We start from the raw sequence: 21,282 nt of genomic DNA, 5'->3' as shown, positions 1-21,282 counted from the left end.
GTACCTGGATGTGGATTACGGCCAGGTCCGGACGGTCATGTCCGGAGAATGCGAAGAGCCCCGCACCCGAAGGTGCGAGGCTCTATCAAGATAACGCGTCTCAGATCGCGCGGACGTCCTGGGCCTGCGGCCCCTTCTGTCCCTGGCCGATCTCGAACTCCACACGCTGTCCCTCTTCAAGGGACTTGAATCCCGAGCCGGACACGGCGGAGTAATGGACGAAGACGTCAGGGCCGCCACCGTCTTGCGCGATGAAGCCGAAGCCCTTTTCGCTGTTGAACCACTTCACACTGCCTTGAGCCATTGCTTTACTTCATTCTTTTCTGTAGATGAGCCAAGCGGATCACGTCGATAAGCCTGATCTCAAGAGACAACAATGCCATGGATTCCCGGATTTGCCACTACCAACCCGCAAACTGTGAGCCACCCTACCTTGGGAACAATCCGTGATCGGCGACCGTTCCGCCGACGCACGGTATCGCCGCAGGGTCGGATGAGCTGCGACGATACAACTTTCCAGGGGTCTCGGAGGGTCATTGGCCGCCCGAATTGACCGGTAGGGAGATCACCAACTCCTGTTCGTTCTCGGGGAGATAGTGGACACGAACCAACCGGCCGATCTGCACCTGGGAGACCTTGTCGGGCGGCAGGTACTTCTCCGTGCGGGCCGCGAAGGTGGTGCCGTCGGGTCGGGTGACGACCAGTTCGAGGTCCAGGCGCGGGTGACCCTCGCGGATCTCGCCGGGGACGGACAGGGCCCGGACTACGGCCTGCGCGGGGACGCCGCGGCGGGCGATATCGAGCTTGGCGGGAGTGACCAGACCCTTGCGGACCATGGCCGCGTTCATGGCCTCCTGGGCGGCGGCCGGATCACCCGAGAGGTCGATCTCCACGCGATCGGTGCGGCCGGGGAGGTAGCGCACCGGAAGCACCACGCCGGGGCGCAGCAGGGCCAGCTCGGTGAGCGGAACGATGGTCTTGGCGTGGGAGGGGAACGTCTTGCCGTCCACGCCCTCCACCCGGAACTCGATGCGAACCTGCGGCTGATCGTTCAGCGAGACGCCGGTGTGCGCAAAGGATTCGACGGTGCCCAGGCCGAGCAGGCCGTCCCGGAACTCGGAGCTGTTGGTGCCGGTGAGGGCCGAGAGGATGCCGTCGCCGGTGAAGGCGAAGGCGATCGGGACGACCGTGCAGGCAATGATCGGCAGCGACATCTGCCAGCCGACCCAGGGCAGGAAATCATCGGAGGTCAGGCCGTGCCACACGTAGTAGCCGACGGACAGGGCGAGGAAGACGAGGGCGGCGGTACGGATCTGGGTCTTCATGAGGTGTCCTCGAAATGAGAATTAGCGGGCCGGAAGCGCGCCGAGGGGAGGTGCCCCGCTCATGCCCGGCGCGGCATGAGCGGGAGGGGCCTTGCCCAACCGCGGGCGGTGACCGGGACTAGCCGCCGACGATGCTGGAGCAGGCGAAGGTGATGTCGAACTTCGAGTTCTTGACTCCGGCAAGCGGATTGGACATGTCGGGAGCGCCCACGCCCTCACCGGTGATGGTGTAGGTATCGCCGTTCTTGGTGAGCTTGGCGGAGCCGCCCTGCTGGCCATTGCCGTAACCGACCGCGTACGGCATGCCGTTCGAGCCGCCCTTGCTGCCCGCGATGCCGACCGCCGTCACGGTGTCGCCGGAGACCGTGGCGCTCACGCTGAGCTGGCCGTAGGTGGCATTGGCGGTATCGGTCAGGGCGAGGGCCAGGGTGCCGCCCTGCTTGACGCAGGTGGTCTCGAACTTGGCGTCCAGGGCCACGCCGTCGACGGAAGCGCTGGACTTTCCGACGTGGGAAGCGGTGGTGCCGGGCGCGTTATTGGCCGGTGCGGAGCTGCCCGGGGCGGCCGAGGTGGACGACGAGCTGCTGCCGTTGTCATTGCTGCAGCCGGTCACGAGGAGGGCGACGGCGGCGGTGGCGGCGAAGGCGGTGGAAGCCAGGCGAATCGACTTGGTGTTCATGATGTTTCCTCGATCTCGATATCCGGCTCTCCGGTGGAGCCGATGCGAGAACGGTAGGAAGAACTGGTCGCCCTACCGATACCAACATTCGCCGCGCGAAAGGCACTGAAACTCCGCTAACCTGGGCGAATGCGAAGACCGAGGGCAATGGTGCTGGACGAGGTCTGGCGCCGCCTCGACGGTGTGGAAGCGCTGAGCGGTCCACACGGCGGCCCACTGCGCCGCACGGTGAAGCTGATCCTCGACCCGCTGGTCATCCGCCCGGTCCAGAACCCGGCCTGCGCCGGATCCATCCTGACCGCCGACGGGGCCGTCCTGCTGACCACCCGCATCAATGCCGCCGCCGACGTCCTGCGCGCCACCGCCGCCTGGTTCACCCTGCTCAAACAGACTCGGCGCGCTCTGCGCCTCACCGAGGGCAATGCCCAGGACCTCTACTTCCAGCGCTGCTTCGAACTGGCCACCGTCTCCGGCCTACCCGACCCGGTCCGCGACCGGCCCGCCGCCGAAGCCGCCCTCCGCGAAATCCACAACCTGACCGCCGGTCGCACCACCCAGGCGCTCAAGGAGTACCTGGCCGACCCGATCCGGGCACAAGAGCTTGGCGACCTCGTCCACACCGCCTGGCGGCGACGCCCGATCACCGGCACCCCCGACCACACCCCGGCCCTCGCCGACCTGCTGAACGCTTGCGCCGCAGCACGACTCGGCCTGCCCGCCCCCGAAATCGACGTCCAAGACCTGACCGACGCGCACACCGGCACCCATACCGGAATCCGGCTCTGGCGCGAAACAGCCGCCCCCGCACCGGAACTCGCCCCCACCGCCCATCGCCTCGGCCTCACCGTCCACCACCTCCCACAGCCACCCCGCGTCGGCGAATCGGCCTCGAAGGGCAGCCTCGGCCTCCCCTTCGACCGCACCATCCACGAACGAGTCTTCACGGTCCTTCAAGCCACCGGCGACCGCGCCGACCTCCCTCCGATCCCCGAACTCGTCGACGCCGAAATCGCCCGCGCCTGCGCCCCCTGGGCCCTACTCGACGAATCCTTGCGTGTGGCCGCCGCGGCAGGCTCCGTGCTCGCCATCCAGTTGCGCCCCTTCGGCGCCGTGGGTCTCGGGACCGGAATGATCCACGCGCCCTCCGGCACCCGTACGGATGCGGCCGATGGGACGGCAGGTTCGGGCGCGAGTGCGGCGGACGGGCTGGGCGTCGGTACGGCGAATGGGCTGCACTCGAGCGCCGGGGGCGGTGCGGCGGGTAGCCGCAGTTCCGGCGCGGAGGCCAGTGCCCGCAGAAACGCGACCGACGGGACGGCAGCAGCCGTGTCCGACGACAGTGTCGTGAATGACCTGCGCGAGGGTGCGAACAATGGCGTGGCAGCCGCCGTGAGCCTCGACATCGTGCCGGGTCTGCGCGCGGGAGACGGTGCGGTGGGTGATACAGCTGCGGCGCGGGTGATCAATGGGCGGTGGCAGCGGGAAGCGTATGTGCTGCAAGCGCGGCGGCTGGTGGTGCGCGGGGATGCGCCGGAGTCGGCGGGGCCGCTGGCGGGGATCGCGGCCGAGTTGCGGGTGCCTTGGCGCGCCTATTCTCGACGACTGTGGGTTCGGTTGCATGGGCGAGATGTGCGGGAGGCGCCGGTGTTCGGGTCGGATGAGTTGTGGGATCTGCTGGATGGGGTTGCGCGGTCGGTGATTTTGGATCACCGGATGCGGGTGAAGCGGGCGTTGGCGGCCACTGCTGTTGCGGCGGAGCTTGATCCGATGGAATCGAGGGCGGGATGACGAACTCTGGAGTGGTGATCCGGAGTTATGGGGATGGGGTACACGGGATTCTGCCCGTCGGGGCCGCGAACGTGCTGGATGCGGCGGCCGATGTGGATGTCATGGTGCTCGAGGTTGCGGGCGGGTACCTGAGTTGGAATGTGCTTGCCGGGCAGCAGCTTCCGGCCGCAGTGAGCTACGACGCGGAGCTTGCGCAGGAATGGGTGTGGGCGATCTATGGGGAACCGGCCGCGCTGGCGTTGGACGAGGGGCATCCCGTGGCGGTGGAGGCCGCGCCCGCGGTGCCGTCGCTGGCCGTGAATGCTCGGCGACTTGCGTACGCGCACTGGGCTTCTCGGTGGTGGCCCGCGTCGTCCCTGGATGCGATCGCGCCGCTCGATCCGACGCTGCTCGCTTGGGATATCGCGACGCTGAACGAGGCGTGCGAATCGCTGGTCGACGGGGCGGACGCGGTGATGCCCGAGCTGGCCGAGCTGGTCGAAACAGTTCCCCGGGCCTCGGATTACGCGTTGGCGGCCGGGGACGAGGAGCGCGGTGGATTGGTTCTCGCGCGGGGCGTGGGCGGATGGGATTGGCGGCGGTGCCCGCCCGGGTTGGTCGATGCGTCCGAACGCGCGGTGTCCTGGCAGGTGATCCGGGACGCGGGCGTGACGACCGTCGCGGTAAGTGCCGTCGCCGCACCGGGCCCGCCCGCGGATGTGCCCGCGTACCTGCGGCCTTGGGCGCGGATCGAGACCGGTGGGGGAGTGGTGGAGGCCGCGCTGCGCTGGGTCGGTGGCGCGTGGATCGGTGAGGCGGCGCTGCCGTCGGCCGGATCTGTCGGCCGCGTGGATGTTTACCTGCCCGGCTTCGGGGTGGACGCCGATCTCGGCTCGGGCGCGATCGAACTGCGCCGTGAGATTCGGGAATTCGCTGTGGCCAGGCTCCGGAACGCCGCACTGGCCGACTCCGATGACCAGTCTCCCGATGCGCCCTTGCTCGCCGAGATCGAGGCTGCCGCAGAGGATTCGGACTTCTGACATGAGTGATCCGGCGAGCGGTGCGGCACCGGATTCGGCGGTGCTGCGGGCCGGAGCCGATGCGGTGGCGCGCGGTGAACTGCGCGAGGCATTGCGGATCTTCGAGGCCGCGATCGGCACGGAGACCGGTGACTATCGGGTGTGCGCCATGGTCGATGCCGCTTGTCTGACGGATCAATTGGGTGATCACGCCGGGGCGGTCGTGCGCTTCAGGGAGGCCTTGGCGCAGATGCCGCCGCACGCTCCTCGCATGCGCCCGGGAACGTTGATCAATCTCTCCCAGGCCCTGCAACGGCTCGGTGACCTGGACGCCGCCCAAGAGGCGCTGGACCAGGCTCGTGGACTGCTGACGGCCGAGGACGCGCCGGGAGATCTCAGATTCGCCTGCCTCGTATCCCTGACGGCGGTGGCGCTCTACCGGCAGCAATGGTCGCTTGCCATCGAGCTGGCGAACGAATCCCTGGACGCCGCGGCACGATTCGATCCCGACCGAGTCGGGCATCCATTGATGAACCTGGCGACCGCCCACTTCGAGACCGGTCGCTGGGAACTGGCCGAGGATTTCGCCATGCAGGCCCTGGACGCCTTCCTGGCCGCCGGTGACCGCGGCGGCGTCGCCGAAACCCGGCAGAACCTCGCCGTCATGTATATGCGCTCAGGACGTTTCGACGACGCCCATCCACTCCTGGTCGAAGCCCAGGAATTCTTCGATAGCGCCGGAGACGCGCATCGAGCCGGAATCGGCTGGAAGGTCATGGGTTTCATCGCCGAGCACCGCGGCCGCCCCGACACCGCGAACACCCGCTACCGCCAAGCCCTGCAACGCTTCGAGGAATCCGGAGCCGTCGTGGACGCCGCCGACGTCCGGGCCCGCCTGGCCACCGTCGCCTTCACCACCGGCCACTTCGCCGACGGCGAAACCGAATTGGCCGCCGCCCGCACCATCTACGCCGAGCACGGCCTCGGCCTGCACTGCGCCCAACTCGACTTCTGGCACGCCGGCCTCCTCGAACCCCTCCTCGAATCCACCCCCGGCCTCCTACGTCGAGCCGTAGATCTCGCCCTCCCCGCGGCCCTGGCCCTCGACGCCGTCCGCTGCGAACTCCCAGACGGCACCCAGCGCGAAACCTGGAACCGCCGCATAGCCGACCCCGCCCTCCGCCTGGCATTCCGCTACGCCTACCTGACCGGCGACGCCCACCTCGTCGCCGACCTGATCGAAACCAAGTGCGCGGGAACAACTCCCGACATCGCCCGCCTGTCGGCCACACCGCCGCGCACACCCCTCGACCCGATCGACCCCTTGGACGCGCCGATGACGAAGTCCGGACCGGTCAACGACGCGCTACAACTGGGCACCGCCCTGGCCGCCGTCGCCGCGAGCGCCGGACTGCCCGTCACCCCGCCTCCGCATGTGGCGGTCGCCCCTGACGGCCACATCGCCCTCGCCGCCTGGATCACCGCCGCCGAACAGCGCTACGGCCGCCGTCTCCGCGACGATCGCGTGGTCCCGGCATGACGCACCGGTCAGGCTGTCACAGCCGGGCGACCCGCCTGGCGGAGCGCTTTGGCAGAGGTACCGTCCGTCATCCCGGCCTGCTTGTGGCCGGGATCCACCGCAGCCGAGTGGATTCCGGCCGAGAACATGCGGGAATGACGAGGATTGCCGCAGATCGGCGGCTTGTTATGGGGGAGTGGAATGGACTTGTGAGTCCGACTGGGCGAGGGGTGTTCCGGCGTGAGCGGTGAGCAGCCTGTTGTGCTGGTGCGGATGGCTGATGCGGGGGATCTGTATCTGACGTGGCGGTGGGTGGATGGGAGTGCGCCCGCAGGGGTGGGGGTGGTTCCGGAGGAGCAGGTCGAGGCTGCTGTGCGTCGATTCACGGCGGCATTGCCTGCGCCCGGGACAGAGGGTGGGCTCGAATCGGCGCTTACCACTGGGGAATTGGCGTCGTGTGAGGGTGAGAACGCACTGGCGCAGCAGCTTTCGGCGACCTTCCTGCCGTACAAGCTGGCGGTGCGGCTGCATGAGCTGTATGTGCAGGGGGTGCGCCCGCTGATTCGGATACAGCCGTCGCCGCGGGTCGCGCAGATTCCGTGGGAGTTGATCGCCCCCGATCCGGACCTGCGGCTGGTGGATATCGCGGACGTGAGCGTGCTCGCGCCACCCGGGATCGTGCATGCGCCCGCGCGGGTGGCCCGGTCCTGGAGCGAGACTCGGACGCTGCCCGTGGTTGCGATTCTGGATCCGCGCATCCCGGGATTCCGCGCCGACTCCGCGCTCGGTTCGGTGCTCGGGCGGATGGACTCGGCCGCGCCGCTGGCGGCCTTGGTCGCCGAGCATTCGAGTAAGCGTCGGCTGGTTCCGGTGGTGGATGATCCGCTCACCGCATTCCGGCGCACCGATGTGGATCGAGACTGGCTCGGTGAAGTATTGCGGGCAGGTGCGTCTCGGCTGCTCTATGTCGGCCATGTGACCGCGGCACCCCCGGCCTCCGGCCAGAGTGAGTCGGCCACAATGCATTTGGCGTGTACCGCCGAGACTCACGGGTTCGCTCCCGTCCAGCGTAATCACCGCCCACTCTCGGCGCGCGATCTGTTGCTCGGCACCCATACCTTGACCGACGACCCGCGGAGTGGTCCGCAACTCTGGCCGATCCCCAGCCGCGTCGCACTGATCGCGTGTGAGAGCGGCGGAGATCTGCGCTTCGGTGAAGCACTCGGCCTGATTGCCGCAATGCTTACCGGCGGTGCGGAACTCGTGACCGCAGGCCGCTGGCCGCTGCCCACCGACCTCGCTTTCCAGCGCTTGGGCGGCGCGCCACCGGAGAGCCGCCCACTCCAGGATGCGGTGTGTGCGATCGATGCCGCCCATGAGCAGCCGGACCCGGTGGCGGTCCTGAATCAGTGGCAGCGCACGCGATTGGCGGCCTGGCGCAAAGGTGGCCTGATCGAGGACTCACCCCTCGTCTGGGCCGCCTTCGCCACAGTCGATGCGCGCTGATTCACTCACATCGCCGCGAGTGCGCCGATCGCCGCAAGCAGCCCGAGTTCGGTGGCGATTCCCGCCGCGGTGATGCCGAGGAATTGTTTGGCGGTCATCGGAGTGCCCGGCGTTTTGGTCAGCCTTTCGATGAGCTTGTGCTTCAACGACATTACAAGGCCTCCAATCCGAATCGCACGCCGAACGCGCCGATTGCGACGATGCCGGTGTCAATTGCGATGAACACGCCCCAGACGGCCGCATATTGTTTCGCTGTGACATTGCGCAGTTTGCGCCAGAGGCTCTTGCTTGCGGGTTTTCCGCTCTGCGGCCCTGTTCGAGTATCGATCGTCATGATGAATCTCCTTGCCTCGCAACTCAGAACATGCTCGCCAGTTTTTTGGTGTCGGTCCACAGTTCCTGAATCGGTGCGGCGGCAATGGCGGGGTCGAGTGCGGCTGCGGCCTCGGCCGCTTCACGGTCGCGGTAGATATTGACCCGGTCGCAGTACACCGCTCGGATTTCGCCGCCGTCGGCCGGTGCGAGGGTGAACCATGCGTCCGGGTGTGAGAGCTTCGCGAATCCACCGGGCGTGACGGTGAAGGTGATCGTCTCGCCGGTCGCCGGACACACGGTCTGGCAAGGAGATTCGGTCCCGAGGATCATCGGGAACATGACAATGTCGCAGACGCACCAGTTGTAGAATCGACGGCCATTGATCTCGCAGATATGCACTGCGGAGCGCTCGTCGCAGATCAACGAAAGGCCCGCGCCCACAATGTCTCCGGCGGCGTTCACTTCCAGACCGTAGTCACGATCCGCGAAATACTGCACCATGCCCGTCGCCTGATCCTGTGGCGGCAGCCATAATGCGCCCTTTTCCGGCGGCAGCGGTCCCAGCTCGATCAAATGCGTGACGATCTTCGCGCCTTCTTTGATCAGTTCCTGCCCGGAGGGCTGCTGCCATTTCCGGACGAGCCGATCGCCGACCTCGTGGAATTTCTTTACCTGTTCAGCAGTCATTGCCGATTTCATGGACACAGTATTGCCATTCTCAACTTCATGGGAAGGTTCTACGTAGCGTGTCGGTCACGCCATCGGGGGCTCACAGCCCGCACCGATCCGGTTACAGAATTGACTGTATCAGACCGTGTAGCGCCGTCGGCGGAGTGATTCTCTTCTCATTGTCGCCATCGAGTGGGTGGGTGCCCCGAAAACCACGGCCCCAATAAGTCGGGGGTCACGAGACGATAACGGCCTGCTCCGCCCTCCGATGAATCGAGCGGAAGTTCGAGGAGTTGGAGGGACGGGTGTCGCGGTTATTGACAGGCCTTGCGGCGGTGGTGATTACGGCCGGCATGGTGCTGGTCGGTGGTCCCGGGTCGCAGGCCACGCCGGCAACGGCGGATGGGCTGAAGCATTGCGCCCCGAGCGATGGGCGGCAGCCGGAGACCGCGACGCCCGAAGAGGTGGGGCTGGATTCGGAGCAGTTGAAGAAGGCGGTGGCGTTCGCGTCGGATCCGACCCGATTCACGGTGCAGATCTTCCGGAACAACTGCCTGGTCGCGGGCGGGGCGAACAATAAACTCGCGGGCGGCGTGGCATGGAATCTGTGGAGCAGCACCAAGAGTGTGGTGTCCATGGTGACCGGAATCGCCGTCGACGATGGGCGACTACGCGTCGATGACCCGATCGACAAGTATCTGCCCGCGGGCATCGGGGATGCCGAGCATCGAGCGATCACCGTGCGCAGCCTGCTGACCGAGACCTCGGGCATGCAGGTCGCGGTCGCGTCCGAGGGCGTCACGGGGCTGGTGCAATTGGATCCGAATGTGGTGGCGCAGGCGCTCGGCATGCCGATCGTCAAGTCGCAGGGCGAGGAATGGCAGTACAGCCAGCGAGCCATCGACCTGCTCGCGTATACCGTGCAGCAGGCCGTCGGTGAGGACTTCCAGGCGTATGCGCAGCGAAAGCTGTTCGACCCCTTGGGGATCAAGAAATCCGACTACTACTGGGGACGCGACCGCAGCCACAACACCTACGGGTACGCCCATCTCGTGCTGCCGCCCGATGACTTCGCCAAGCTCGGGCTGCTCATGGTTAATCGCGGCAATTGGCATGGCACACAAGTGCTCTCCGCCGACTACCTGAAGCAGGCGGTCACACCGACCGCTGCCAACCCCTGCTATGGCTTCCTGTTCACCGTGAACGGCGATGGCTGCGATGCGGTGTTCCCCGGCCTGCCCAAGGATTCATTCCAGATGGCGGGCATGATGCGCCAGGACAACTTCATCGTGCCCAGCCTGGGCTTGCTCGTCAGCTGGACGGGTGTGACGGTTCCCGGTGGCGCGGTGAGCTTCCCGCACGAGGTGCTGCGCGGTCTCGCCGCCGCCTTCCGCAGTCCCACGCTGGCCGACCCCGGGCCGTATACCGAGCATCCGGATGTCAGCCTGACCGATCCGATGATCCTGAATCCGGACGCCACCTACGCGGCCCTGGGCATCGGCCCGATGTCCTATCCCGGCTGCGGAGTCCTGCAATGCCTGGGTAAATCCTTGTCCGCCCCGTTCGGTGATTGGCCGACCGGCTGCTTCATCCTCGGCTGCGTCGGCAACGATCCAGCCACCCCCGGCATTCGCTGAGGGTGGCGGCGGAACCGGCTGCTCGGGCAGCCGGTTCCGCCGATCGAGTGCTACTGCTGCTGACCGCAATTCGTGCAGAACATCGAGCCCGGCGGCACCTGATGGCCGCAACCCCGGCAATCCGTGCGAGTGTCCAGCGCGGTGCCGCAACCGCCGCAGAACTTGCCGCCATGGGTATCCGCGCCGCAGGTCGGGCAGTTCACGCGCGCCGGAGTGGACGGATCGTGCTGTCCGCCCACCCAATCCTGCTGGTAGGCGGCATCGCGGAACTGGGAGCCGCGGGCCTCGGCCTGCGCCTGCGCCATCTGGTGCGCGGCCAGCGGAGAGCAGCGGGTGCACTGGCCGACGTGCTCGTTCCAGCAGATGCGGTCGCACACCCAGGAGCCACAGCCCGCGCACAGCCGGAAATCACTCTTGACCTGGTCCACCGCGTTGGAGAACGCCTGATCCTTGGTGCCGGAAGAGGAACCGCCCCAATGGTTCGAGTAGCTCTCGGCGGCATTGGAGATCTTGTCGATGGCCTTCACCTGGTCGCCGAACAGGTCGCGCAGCACGCGCAGCGCGCCACGGCCGCGCGAGTAGTAGTTCTGCTGGAACGGCGACTTGTAGGAGGTGCTGCAGCGGTCGCAGCGGAACTCCCATTGGAAGCCGTCATCATTGGATTCGTCATGGTAGTAGCTGGTGAAGACGACCGGTCCGGTCATGAGTAAACGATTCCTTTACGGCTCAACGGAACTGTTGCGAACGAACAAGTCCGGACCCCCCGGACCGCGTTTCGTCAGCTTCATATCGTATGACCCGCCGAACCCGCAACGCCAGGCGTACGAACGTCCGCCCCTCGAGGCGAAAATCGCAATACCGTGGAGTATGCGAACTTTCGTTCACCTGCTGCTCTTCGTCTGCGCCATCGTCATGGCCGTCGGCGTTTTCGGTCCCCTCATAGGCACCGTCGATGCCCGAAATGTCCAATTCTCGGATCTCCGCAACGGTTTCGCATCCGGAGGATCCCTAGATCAAATCGGCTCCCAATCCGGTTCATTCTTCTCCTCCTTGGCAATCGCCCTCCTCGCCGTAGCCGCCGTAGTCCTCATCGCAGCGCTCACCGGCTCCCGCCTCATCGGCTGGATAGGCGTCCTGGCGGGCCTCGCAGGCCTGGGCATCCTCACCTGGCGCCTGAACCAAAACTTCGACCACCAACTCCGCGACGACTACCAAGACCTCCTCACCGGCTCCTGGGGCCTCTACCTATTCGGCGGCGCCCTCCTCCTCTCCCTACTCCTCCTACTCACCCCCCGCGAACGCCGAGCCCCCATCGGCACCCCACCGGGACGAGTCGGCGTTTAAGTTTGGAAAACAATTCACGCCCAATCGATCCCCCGTTATTCGAAGCGAAGGAGGGCCCGGCATTGCGCCGATCCCTCCAAAGCTCGTGCCCGGTGCAGATGCCGCATCGCGGGTGATGTTCTTCCGGAACGGAAACCGGATTTCCGGGCTGGAAAGGGCTGTCGAACTGTGTGTTTCGTATCCGGACCGGTCGTCATCAGGTGATCTCGGGTGGTGGCTCGGCGCATCCTCGATTCGATTCGAGGAATGGAGAGGTCATGAGTGGGGACATTGCGCTGGTCACGGAGATTGGGGTGACGGCGGTGCTGATTTATTTGGCGACCGTGCGAGCCAATAAGCGGTATCGGATTCAGTGTGGCGAGTGTGGGTATCGGACGCCTTGGTTGAGCGATGTGGAGGCCAGGGATGCGCGGGAGCGGCATCGGGCGCGACGGCATCCGGTGGGGGTGCCCAGCGATGATGTCGAGGTCACGGCTCCCTGATCTGGGTCGCACGCCATGAGCTGACACCGTACCCCTGTAGGGTATATGGTACCGGGGTCGTGTGAGCGGCGGGTATGGATCGGCAGAGCGGTACTGAGCACCGCGCACACACCGGAATGAGCGAGAGTGCGCCCGCCGGGCTGGATCACAGCGCACATGACGAGATGGTCCAGGACACGCACCTCACGATGGACCACGGGGCGCAGGCTGCGATGGATCAGAGTGCGTACGCGGCAATGGATCACGGGTCGCACGCGGGTATGGACCATGGCGCGATAGAACGGCCGCAAGGTGGTCATCGGCGATCGCAGACTGCTGGAGCGGGAGGGAATCCCACTGGGCGACTTGGCTTCCGCACGCGAGCGCGTGGCACGGGCCGGACAGACCGCCGTGCTCGCCGCGGTCGACGGCAAGGCGGCCGCCGTCATCGGTATGAAAGTCGCCATGGTCGGCGACGGCGTGAACGATGCGCCCGCCCTGGCCCGGGCCGATCTGGGCATTGCCATCGGCGCGGGCACCGATGTGGCGATCGAGACCGCGGACCTGGTGCTCATGCGCTCGGACCCCTTGGATGTGCCGACCGCGCTGCGTATCGGACGCGGCACGCTGCGCAAGATGCATCAGAATCTGACCTGGGCGGTCGGCTACAACTCCATCGCATTGCCGATTGCCGCGGGCGTGTTCGAGCCCATATTCGGCCTCACTCTGCGTCCGGAAATCGCCGCCATGTCCATGTCCGGTTCCAGCATTATCGTGGCGCTGAACGCACTGTCGCTGAAGCGTCTTAGGCTCCCTGACCGGGGGTAATCGCCAAAGTGGCTGGCGCGCGGCACTTTCACGGAATGTGACGGCGATTACGGCCGAGCGTTGATCGTGAGTCGATTCATGATGCAGACCTTTAGCCCGCCTAACTACAGTGGGACTGCATTTTTGTATCCGACTCGAAAGTAGAACGCTATGCCGATCATCAACCTCGGTTCCGCCGCGCTCGACCTGGCGAACTCGGTTACTGCCCTTGCCGCCAACGTCACCTACTTGCTGAAGGCGTGGGGCTTGGCTTAAACCAACTCTCGTAGCTCTCAGGGGCTTCGCCCCCGAACCCCCAAGAGCCCGAGCGCCCCGAATCCGGCGCAGCCTGCTCGTCCCGGACGAGCAGGCTGCGCTCTTTGGTATGAAGCTCAGTTCACCGTGGTGAGGGCGGGGACCTGCCAGTCGCCGTCGATGGCACGTTTCTGCGGCGCATAGAGGCGCATGCTGAGGGAGAACTGTCCGGACGATGGGATAGGCAGCCAGTTGCCATGCGGCACCGAGGAACCCGGATCTTCACTCTGGATGGCGAGATCGACCGAACCGTCCGCGTTCGGAACCACCGGAGTCTCGTGCCCGATCGCGTAGATGCCCGCCGGATTCGGAACCAGGTAGCTGCTCGCGTCATAGGCGGTGATCGACCAGAACGCGTCCACCGGCGGCAGTTGCCCGGCGGGGAAGTGCAGGCGATACCGGATCGGCGTCCCATTGTTGTCGGCCTTACCGAAGATGGTGGGGTACAACGAATCTTCGGGCAGGTTCGCACCCAGGGCCTGCTGCGCGGTGCGGGCGCGCAGCGCGTAATTGGTGCCATAGAACCCGAGGTCGGTGGCGAACATCCAGCCGTTCTCGTGCTTGGTCTTAGGGTCGTCGTACTTGGGAATCTGTGCTTTCGCCTGGGCCACACCATCGTTCAGCAAGTCGGCGGCCAGGTTGTCCACGGTGCCGCCGGGTTTGATGCCGATCTTGGCGAACCGCGCGAGCGCCGGAGCATCCTCGGGCGCAGGGGGATTCGCGGCCATCAATGCGCACATGCGGTTGAAGAAGGTCGGGCCGTCCATGGCCGCCACCTGCTTGGGCGGCGGGGTCAGGTTCGGATCGGAGGCGTAGGGCCGCCCATGGGAATCGGTCTCACCGCGCAGCCAGGCGCTCAGCGGCACCAGCTTGAGCTGATCCTGTAAGGCCCGGACATTTCCGACATCCTCCTGGCCGTTGACCTGAATGCGGCCGATCACCCACGCCGTATCGGAGGGCATGGGCAGCTGTGTCAGATCGCTCGGCACATTCCCGGTCCAGCCCGGCCCGGTCAGCAGATAGTTGTACGGCGCCCCATCATTGCCGGTGCGTTCCTTGGGGTTCACGCTGCTCGGGTTGTGCCGGGTATTCGTCCAGGCATCGAGGACCTGCATGAGCCAATAGCGCCCCGATTCCATGGCGGGCACCTGAAGCACCAGCGGTTCGGGGTGCAGATCCAGCCAGGCCTGGGAGTAGAGGGTGTCCAGATTAAGCCGGACCACCTGCTTCTCGTCCGGGGTCGGCAGCGCGACCGCATTGGCGAACTGATTGACCGGCAGTGCACCCGCGCGGGTGACATCCATGAGCACGAGCGGGTATCCGAACGTATAGGCCTCGGCGGCAACGTCTTTCGGATCGTGTGGGGGCTCACTCGTGGCCGAGGTGGAGGATCCGCTGTCGGATCCGCATGCGGCCAGCCCCAGTCCCGCGACGACCGCCGTGCCCATGCCCAGCACCCAGCGGCGTGATATCCGGTGTGTGTCCACTCCGGGAAGCTTAGCCATCCGTTTGCTCCTTAGTGCGATCTCGGTCATAGACCTCTTGCTCGTGAATAGCCAGCTTATTACAGTCGAACTGCAATAACAATGAGAGTTCGACAGAGAGGGCATCATGAACTTCCCCATCATCAGCCTGGGTTCCGCCACCCTGGACCTGGCTTCGACCGTCGCCGGACTGGCCGCCAATGTCACCTACCTGCTCCAGTCCTGGGGCTCGATGTAGTTCCCGTCCAACGAAACCGCTGCCGCGAGTTGTCCCCAATGCCGGGTCGATCCGTGGCAACCTCGAATCGCGGAGTATTAGCTATGACAGTTCACACGGTTGTAGAGGTGACAGTGGAATCCATCGATCAGCCTCGGTCCACGGCGTCCGAGATGTGGGGCAAGTTCCGGGCGCTGGGTGGACCGCAGCACATCGTGGACGGCGCGGCCCCCGCCATCGCGTTCCTGATCGGCTATGCGGCCGCGAACGCGAAGGTCGGCGTACTCCTCGCGCTCGTGGTGGCCTGCGGCATCGCCGGATACCGGATGGCCAGGGGTGACTCGGTGCGGGTGGTCGGGGTTTCGGTCGCGTTGGTGGTGGTCTTCTCGCTGTTCGTGGGCATCACCGGCGAGGGCCGCGGCTTCTATCTGCCGGATCTGCTGATCTGCGCGGTCGCGGCGGCGGCCTTCGGCGTCACGCTGCTCACCGGGAAGCCGCTCAGCCATTGGATCTGCCGCCGAATCGGCCTCGAACCCACCGAGGTCGCCGACCCCGCCGCGCGAATCCGCTTGCACCGCAAGGTGACCCTGGCCTGGTTCGTCTTCTGGGCGCTGCACCTGGTGATCATGGTGCCGCTGTATGCGGCGAACAAGGTGGTGCTGCTCGGATCCGTAGCACTGGTGCTCGGCAAACCGGCGCTGGTGGTCATGCTGGCGGCGACCTGGCTGTGGGTACGGCGTTCGCTGAAGCATCCAGACGACGCGCAGGTCCCGGAACCTCGCAATTCAGGCGTGTAGCAGCGCAGTCTGCACCTGACCCAGCCGCCCCACATCACCCCGGAATCCGGCGACCGCGTCGTTGTTGCGGCTGGCGGTCGGTGAGGGAGCTCTGGTGGCGGGATTTCCGGCGTGTCCCCACCGCCACAGCTCCCTCACCCCACCGCCCGGCGTGTCGGGCCGCGCCACGCCGGTGCCGGGGTGGCCTGTTCATCGAGAGGGGACATGAGCCGGGGTTTTGTCCGTTTACCCCAGCCTCATGTCCCTCCTGAACGTGTTCTACCCCTAAGACGCGCAGCGGCGGGGCCATCGGAGGCTTCACGGCTGCTCGTTGGTCCTTGTTCTTGTCTTGAATCTCTTGTCTTTTCGTGTTTTGTCTTTGCTTGTTGGTCCCGGAACGGGACCACAGCCATCCAGCCAGGCTGGGACGAGAGAGGGCGGCTCCTGGCTGGGGAGCCAACGTCGGGTACGTCCGGCGAGGTAACCACGCTATATCCGTACTGCCGTGCGCTTCGGTCACGAGCTCCCCGAGTCGTGTTTCTGACCGGTGCGGTTAATGACAGCGATGGCCGAAGGCCGAGCCGGGCAATGTCATTCACCCGAAAAGCGCTCGCAGCGCGCGGCCGATGGCGTGGGAGGCTGCGCGCTGGGAGAGCCCGCGGCGGTCGATCAGGGAATGGCGGTAGGCCCAGCCGACGGTGGATTCGATGAGGTTCAGGAGTTCCTCGTCGAGGGTGTCGTTGCGGGTCAGCTCTTGTGCGAAGGTGCGGGCCAAGGCTTCGCGGATTCGGTTGTCGGTCAGGCGCATTCGCTCGTCGATCGGCTTGCTGGAGATTGATTCCAGCAGGCCGAGAATGCGCGGGTTGCGTTGGGCGGTGAAGATCGCCTCGCTTTGTTTCACCACCGCGTCGATGCGCTTGTCCAGGGGGAGTGTCGGATCCGGGGTGACGATCAGCGTCTCCACGTAGTCGGACTGGGCTTCGACCACCGCTTGCCGGATGTCGTCCAGGGATTGGAAGTGGACGAAGACGCTGCGCTCGGAGATACCGGCGCGTTCGGCGATGTCCTTCGCGCCGGGGGCGAATCGGCCGTTCTTGAGTTCCTCGAGCAGCGCGTCCACGATCGCCTTGCGGGTCTGTTCCGGGTTGCGCCTGCGTCGGCGGACCGGGGTGGCGTCTGCGGTCATGACTGAATCCGATCACAGCGGGCGGGGGAAGTGGCGAAGTGGGTGGGGTGGGGTGTTTCGGAACGCATCACTATTGCAGTCTAACTGCAATATGAGTTAATGTCGGCATTGCAGCAAATGCGTGGATGACATGGCGAGCGCTGTGAGCGAATCGTTATCGGGAATGTAGACAACAATCAGTTAACTGTTGCTTGGCTGGTGCTCGGAAGGCAGGAGAGCGAAGTGGACGACGGCGACAAGGTCGAGGGCGCGGACAATCAGGGCAAGAGGTGGGGCGGTGTGTCCCGGCGAGGGGTGTTCGGTGTCGGGGCGGCAGCATTAGCCGCAGTCGGTGTCGGCTCGGCGCTCAGCGCGTGTGGGTCCTCGGACGAGGTGAATCCCTCCGGTACACAGACCGACCCGACCGACGGCATCGCGCAGGCGAACAAGAAGATCGTCGACACCATGCCGTTCTCCGACACCACCGACTTCGCCGATGCCGACCGTGGTTTCGTCGCCGCGCTGCAACCGGGCGTCATCAAGGACGACAAGGGGAAGGTTGTGTGGGACAACGACTCCTACAACTTCCTCCAGGGCACCTGCCCGTCCTCGGCCAATCCGAGCCTGTGGCGGCAGTCGCAGCTGACCGTCAAGCAGGGGCTCTATGAGGTCGCGCCCGGCTTCTATCAGGTGCGCGGGCTGGACCTGTCGAACATGACGCTGATCGAGGGGCAGACCGGTGTCATCGTCATCGACCCGCTCATCTCCAATGAGACCGCGGCGGCTGGTCTGGCGCTGTACCGCGAGCATCGGGGCAATCGCCCGGTCACCGGGCTCATCTACACGCATGCGCATGTCGATCACTTCGGCGGTTCGCTGGGCGTCACCACTCACGAGGATGTGGCCGCGGGTCGCTGTCCGGTGGTCGCGCCCTCCGGTCTGCTCGAACATGCGGTGTCGGAGAACATCTATGCGGGCACCGCCATGGCGCGGCGTGCCGCCTACATGTACGGCGCTGCGCTGCCGCGCGGCCCGAAGGGGCAGATCGGTGCGGGCCTGGGGCAGACCACGTCGGTCGGCACCGTCAGCCTGCTCGATCCCACCATCAATATCGAGAAGACCGGGCAGGAAGAGGTGATCGACGGCGTCCGCATGGTGTTCCAGATGACGCCGGGCACCGAGGCGCCGTCGGAGATGAACTTCTACTTCCCGGACCGCCGCATTCTGTGTATGGCCGAGAACGCCACGCACACCTTGCATAATCTGCTCACCCTGCGTGGCGCGCTGGTTCGTGACCCGCATGTGTGGTCGAAGTACCTCACCGAATCCATCAATCTGTATGCGCGCCAATCGGATGTGGTGTTCTCCTCGCACCACTGGCCGACCTGGGGCACCGATAAGATCGTGGAATTCCTTACCCAGCAACGGGATCTGTACGCGTACCTCAATGATCAGACGCTGCGGCTGCTGAACCAGGGCTATGTCGGCAGCGAGATCGCCGAGATGATCCAGATGCCGCCCGCCATCGAAAAGGCTTGGTCCTCACACGGTTACTACGGGTCGGTCAGCCACAATGTGAAGGCCATCTACCAGCGGTACATGGGCTGGTTCGACGGCAATCCGGCACATCTGTGGGAGCACCCGCCGGTCGATAACGCCAGGCGGCACGTGGACGCCATGGGCGGCGCCAACGAGGTGCTGAAGAAGGCCCAGAAGGCCTATGACGCAGGCGATTTCCGGTGGTCCGTGCAGCTGACCAACTACGTCATCTTCGCCGATGCGAACAATAAGAAGGCGAAAGACCTGGAGGCCAGTGCCTTCGAACAGCTCGGCTACGGCTCGGAGAACGCTACCTGGCGCAACTTCTACCTGTCCGGCGCGCACGAGCTGCGCAATGGCTCGTTCGGCACGCCCACCTCGGCGAACTCGAAGGGCCTGCTGGCCGCGCTCACCGTGGACCAGGCCTTCGACGCCATCTCGCTGTTCGTGGACGGCCCCAAGGCGTGGGATACGCATGTGGTCACCGACTGGAAGTTCAGTGACAAGAATGACCAGGTGCATCGCGCCGAACTGCGCAATGGCGTGATGATCCACTACGACCGCTGGCCCGACGACGGCCTGCCCGCCCCCGACGCCACCATCACGCTCACCCGCGGCGGCTTCATCCAGAACATGATCGGCGGCGGCAGCATGCAGGACGCAATCATGAAGGGCGACATCAAAGTCGACGGCAATATCGCCGTCCTGGCCACTCTGAAGGGACTTTTCGGCAAGCCTGATCCGAATTTCGCCATCGTCACTCCGTAATACGAGCAGGAGGCAGGGTAGTGAGCGCAGAAACCGAACCGAGCAGCTACATCGTCGAACAGCAGCAGCGGGCCGCCGCGGATCTGCCGTTCGCCGACACCACTGATCAAGAGGATGCCGATCGCGGGTTCATCGCCGCGCTCACACCCGGGGTGGTCAAGGACGACGCCGGAAATGTGGTCTGGGACAACGACTCCTACGACTTCCTGAAGGGCGCGTGCCCGGCCTCCGTGCATCCCAGCCTGTGGCGGCAGTCCGGGCTCAATATCCGGCAGGGGCTCTACGAGGTCACCGAGGGGATCTATCAGATCCGCGGCCTGGACATATCGAATATGACGCTGATCGAAGGCAAAACCGGTGTGATCGTGATCGATCCGCTCATCTCGGCCGAGAGCGCGAAGGCCGGGCTGGAGCTATACCGCGCGCACCGTGGTGACAAGCCGGTCACCGGAATGATCTACACCCATTCGCACGGCGATCATTTCGGCGGCGCTATGGGCGTCATCACGGTCGAGGACGTCGAGGCGGGCCGTTGCCCGGTGCTGGCTCCGGCGGGATTCCTCGAGCATGCGGTCGCCGAAAACGTATATGCCGGAACGGCAATGATGCGCCGCGCCGCGTATATGTACGGTGCCTTCCTGCCGCGCGGGCCGAAGGGGCAGGTCGGTGCGGGCCTGGGGCAGACCACCTCGCTCGGCACCGTCGCCGTGATCGCGCCGACGCTCGATATCACCCACACCGGGCAGGAGGAGACGCTCGACGGGGTGCGCATCGTCTTCCAGATCACCCCGGGCACCGAGGCCCCGTCGGAGATGAACTTCCACTTCCCCGACCACCGCGCACTCTGCATGGCGGAGAACGCGACTCACACCCAGCACAATCTGCTCACCCTGCGTGGTGCGCTCGTGCGCGACCCGCACGTGTGGTCGCAGTACCTGACCGAGTCGATCAATCTGTTCGCCCGCGACTCCGATGTCGTGTTCGCCTCACATCACTGGCCCACCTGGGACACCGATCGATTGGTGGAATACCTTTCCCTGCAACGGGATCTGTACGCCTACCTGCACGACCAGACCCTGCGCCGACTCAATCAAGGCTATGTCGGCGCCGAGATCGCCGAAATGATCGAACTCCCGCCCGCCGTCACCGCTTCCTGGAGCACCCGCGGCTACTACGGCTCGGTCAGCCACAATGTGAAGGCCATCTACCAGCGGTACATGGGCTGGTTCGACGGCAACCCCGCGCACCTGTGGGAACACCCGCCGGTCGAATCCGCCAAGCGCTACGTGGATTTCATGGGCGGCGCGGACGAAGTGCTGCGCAAGGCCCGGGTCTCCTTCGACAATGGCGACTACCGCTGGGTCGCCCAGGTGGTCAACCACGTCCTGTTCGCCGATCCCTCGAACGAGGCCGCGAAAACCTTGCAGGCCAGCACCTTCGATCAACTCGGCTATGGCGCGGAGAACGCCACCTGGCGCAACTTCTACCTGATGGGTGCCTATGAACTCCGCAATGGCAGCGTCGGCACCCCGATCAAGACCAATGCGCCGACCGTAATGGCCGCACTGAGCGTGAATCAGGTCTTCGACGCCATGTCCCTCCGCTTGGACGGCCCCAAGGCCTGGCACGAAAAGGCGGTCAGCGACTGGGTTTTCACCGACGAGAAGCGCACCCACCGCCTCGAACTCCGCAATGGCGTCCTCATCCACTACGACCGCCGAGACGGCGACAACCTCCCCTCCGCCGACGTCACCTTCACCCTCACCCGAGCCACCCTGATCGGCGTTCTCCTCGCCGGCCAAGACCTCGGCGCGGCAGTCTCCTCCGGAGCCCTCACCATCGAGGGCGACGCCCAGAGCTTCGTCCGTCTTGCGGGCTTGTTCGACAACCCCGACCCCGACTTCGCCATCGTTACTCCCTAGACGAGGCGTTGTGATGCCGCGCTCATGACCATCCCCGTGCGCAGCGTG

19 protein-coding genes and 1 pseudogene are annotated in these 21,282 nt (G+C 65.5%); 11 read left to right on the top strand and 9 right to left on the bottom strand.

Annotated features, from left to right (window positions below; genetic code table 11):
* Positions 1-100: 100 nt before the first annotated feature.
* The 3 genes from AB0N05_RS15505 to AB0N05_RS15495 all read right to left on the bottom strand — a co-directional run bounded on the left by AB0N05_RS15505 (position 101) and on the right by AB0N05_RS15495 (position 2,004).
* The gene (locus AB0N05_RS15505; protein ID WP_067702963.1) at positions 101-304 is read right to left on the bottom strand and encodes a cold-shock protein; all 204 of its coding nucleotides are present in this window, start codon (positions 302-304) and stop codon (positions 101-103) included.
* A gap of 229 nt (positions 305-533) precedes the next feature.
* Entirely contained in the window at positions 534-1,325 is a 792-nt protein-coding gene (locus AB0N05_RS15500) for a hypothetical protein (RefSeq protein WP_364693343.1), read from the bottom strand.
* 118 nt (positions 1,326-1,443) lie between these two features.
* Entirely contained in the window at positions 1,444-2,004 is a 561-nt protein-coding gene (locus AB0N05_RS15495; RefSeq protein ID WP_364693340.1) for a lipoprotein LpqH, read from the bottom strand.
* Between the two features lie 129 nt (positions 2,005-2,133).
* Here AB0N05_RS15495 and AB0N05_RS15490 point away from each other — a divergent pair, with 129 nt between their 5' ends.
* The 4 genes from AB0N05_RS15490 (at position 2,134) to AB0N05_RS15475 (ending at position 7,815) form a co-directional block, all read left to right on the top strand.
* The gene (locus AB0N05_RS15490) at positions 2,134-3,792 is read left to right on the top strand and encodes a hypothetical protein (protein ID WP_364693337.1); all 1,659 of its coding nucleotides are present in this window, start codon (positions 2,134-2,136) and stop codon (positions 3,790-3,792) included.
* Complete coding sequence (locus tag AB0N05_RS15485) at positions 3,789-4,811, top strand: hypothetical protein (protein WP_364693334.1); 1,023 nt, start codon at positions 3,789-3,791, stop codon at positions 4,809-4,811. The genes AB0N05_RS15490 and AB0N05_RS15485 overlap by 4 nt, the downstream gene beginning before the upstream one ends.
* Position 4,812: 1 nt before the next feature.
* Positions 4,813-6,330 carry a tetratricopeptide repeat protein gene (locus tag AB0N05_RS15480; protein WP_364693331.1) on the top strand — a complete coding sequence of 506 codons (1,518 nt, stop codon included), beginning with the start codon at positions 4,813-4,815 and terminating at the stop codon, positions 6,328-6,330.
* A gap of 252 nt (positions 6,331-6,582) precedes the next feature.
* The gene (locus AB0N05_RS15475) at positions 6,583-7,815 is read left to right on the top strand and encodes a hypothetical protein (protein WP_364694607.1); all 1,233 of its coding nucleotides are present in this window, start codon (positions 6,583-6,585) and stop codon (positions 7,813-7,815) included.
* 5 nt (positions 7,816-7,820) lie between these two features.
* On the opposite strand, the gene AB0N05_RS15470 is transcribed toward AB0N05_RS15475, so the two are convergent.
* Genes AB0N05_RS15470 through merB form a run of 3 tightly spaced genes read right to left on the bottom strand, consistent with a single transcriptional unit; the run spans position 7,821 to position 8,817 of the window.
* Positions 7,821-7,967 carry a hypothetical protein gene (locus tag AB0N05_RS15470; protein ID WP_364693328.1) on the bottom strand — a complete coding sequence of 49 codons (147 nt, stop codon included), beginning with the start codon at positions 7,965-7,967 and terminating at the stop codon, positions 7,821-7,823.
* Positions 7,967-8,149 (bottom strand): hypothetical protein, encoded by a 183-nt coding sequence (locus AB0N05_RS15465; protein ID WP_364693325.1) that lies wholly within the window; start codon positions 8,147-8,149, stop codon positions 7,967-7,969. Before AB0N05_RS15465 ends, AB0N05_RS15470 begins: the two co-directional genes overlap by 1 nt.
* Positions 8,150-8,172: 23 nt before the next feature.
* Positions 8,173-8,817, bottom strand: a complete 645-nt coding sequence (merB, locus tag AB0N05_RS15460) for an organomercurial lyase (protein WP_364693322.1) — start codon at positions 8,815-8,817, stop codon at positions 8,173-8,175.
* A 287-nt stretch (positions 8,818-9,104) separates the two neighbouring features.
* On the opposite strand from merB, the gene AB0N05_RS15455 reads away from it, so the two are divergent.
* Positions 9,105-10,436 (top strand): serine hydrolase, encoded by a 1,332-nt coding sequence (locus AB0N05_RS15455; protein ID WP_364693319.1) that lies wholly within the window; start codon positions 9,105-9,107, stop codon positions 10,434-10,436.
* Positions 10,437-10,486: 50 nt separating this feature from the next.
* Here the strand turns inward: AB0N05_RS15455 and AB0N05_RS15450 are convergent, their stop codons facing one another.
* Positions 10,487-11,140, bottom strand: a complete 654-nt coding sequence (locus AB0N05_RS15450; protein WP_364693315.1) for a zinc ribbon domain-containing protein — start codon at positions 11,138-11,140, stop codon at positions 10,487-10,489.
* Positions 11,141-11,303: 163 nt separating this feature from the next.
* Here AB0N05_RS15450 and AB0N05_RS15445 point away from each other — a divergent pair, with 163 nt between their 5' ends.
* From AB0N05_RS15445 to AB0N05_RS15435, 3 genes and pseudogenes are all read left to right on the top strand, one after another.
* Positions 11,304-11,780, top strand: a complete 477-nt coding sequence (locus AB0N05_RS15445; protein ID WP_364693313.1) for a hypothetical protein — start codon at positions 11,304-11,306, stop codon at positions 11,778-11,780.
* Positions 11,781-12,037: 257 nt separating this feature from the next.
* The gene (locus tag AB0N05_RS15440) at positions 12,038-12,262 is read left to right on the top strand and encodes a hypothetical protein (RefSeq protein WP_364693310.1); all 225 of its coding nucleotides are present in this window, start codon (positions 12,038-12,040) and stop codon (positions 12,260-12,262) included.
* A 282-nt stretch (positions 12,263-12,544) separates the two neighbouring features.
* Positions 12,545-13,069: pseudogene (locus AB0N05_RS15435) on the top strand (HAD-IC family P-type ATPase); the annotation flags it as partial.
* Positions 13,070-13,440: 371 nt separating this feature from the next.
* On the opposite strand, the gene AB0N05_RS15430 reads toward AB0N05_RS15435, so the two are convergent.
* Positions 13,441-14,868, bottom strand: coding sequence for a DUF1254 domain-containing protein (locus AB0N05_RS15430; protein WP_364693307.1), 1,428 nt, complete (start codon positions 14,866-14,868; stop codon positions 13,441-13,443).
* A gap of 324 nt (positions 14,869-15,192) precedes the next feature.
* On the opposite strand from AB0N05_RS15430, the gene AB0N05_RS15425 reads away from it, so the two are divergent.
* The gene (locus AB0N05_RS15425; RefSeq protein ID WP_364693304.1) at positions 15,193-15,861 is read left to right on the top strand and encodes a DUF3159 domain-containing protein; all 669 of its coding nucleotides are present in this window, start codon (positions 15,193-15,195) and stop codon (positions 15,859-15,861) included.
* A gap of 574 nt (positions 15,862-16,435) precedes the next feature.
* Here AB0N05_RS15425 and AB0N05_RS15420 read toward each other — a convergent pair.
* Positions 16,436-17,026 carry a TetR/AcrR family transcriptional regulator gene (locus AB0N05_RS15420; protein ID WP_364693302.1) on the bottom strand — a complete coding sequence of 197 codons (591 nt, stop codon included), beginning with the start codon at positions 17,024-17,026 and terminating at the stop codon, positions 16,436-16,438.
* 444 nt (positions 17,027-17,470) lie between these two features.
* Between AB0N05_RS15420 and AB0N05_RS15415 the strand changes: the two genes are divergently transcribed.
* Together AB0N05_RS15415 and AB0N05_RS15410 are read left to right on the top strand one after the other, a co-directional pair.
* On the top strand, positions 17,471-19,312 hold the full coding sequence (locus AB0N05_RS15415) for an alkyl sulfatase dimerization domain-containing protein (protein WP_364694604.1): 1,842 nt from the start codon (positions 17,471-17,473) through the stop codon (positions 19,310-19,312).
* Positions 19,313-19,332: 20 nt separating this feature from the next.
* On the top strand, positions 19,333-21,234 hold the full coding sequence (locus AB0N05_RS15410; protein WP_364693299.1) for an alkyl sulfatase dimerization domain-containing protein: 1,902 nt from the start codon (positions 19,333-19,335) through the stop codon (positions 21,232-21,234).
* Positions 21,235-21,282 lie beyond the last annotated feature (48 nt).

The sequence above is a fragment of the Nocardia sp. NPDC051030 genome (assembly GCF_040683015.1).
Taxonomy (GTDB): Bacteria; Actinomycetota; Actinomycetes; order Mycobacteriales; family Mycobacteriaceae; genus Nocardia.
The sequence above is the reverse complement of the archived record's forward strand: the minus strand, read 5'-3'. Positions and strand labels throughout refer to the sequence as shown.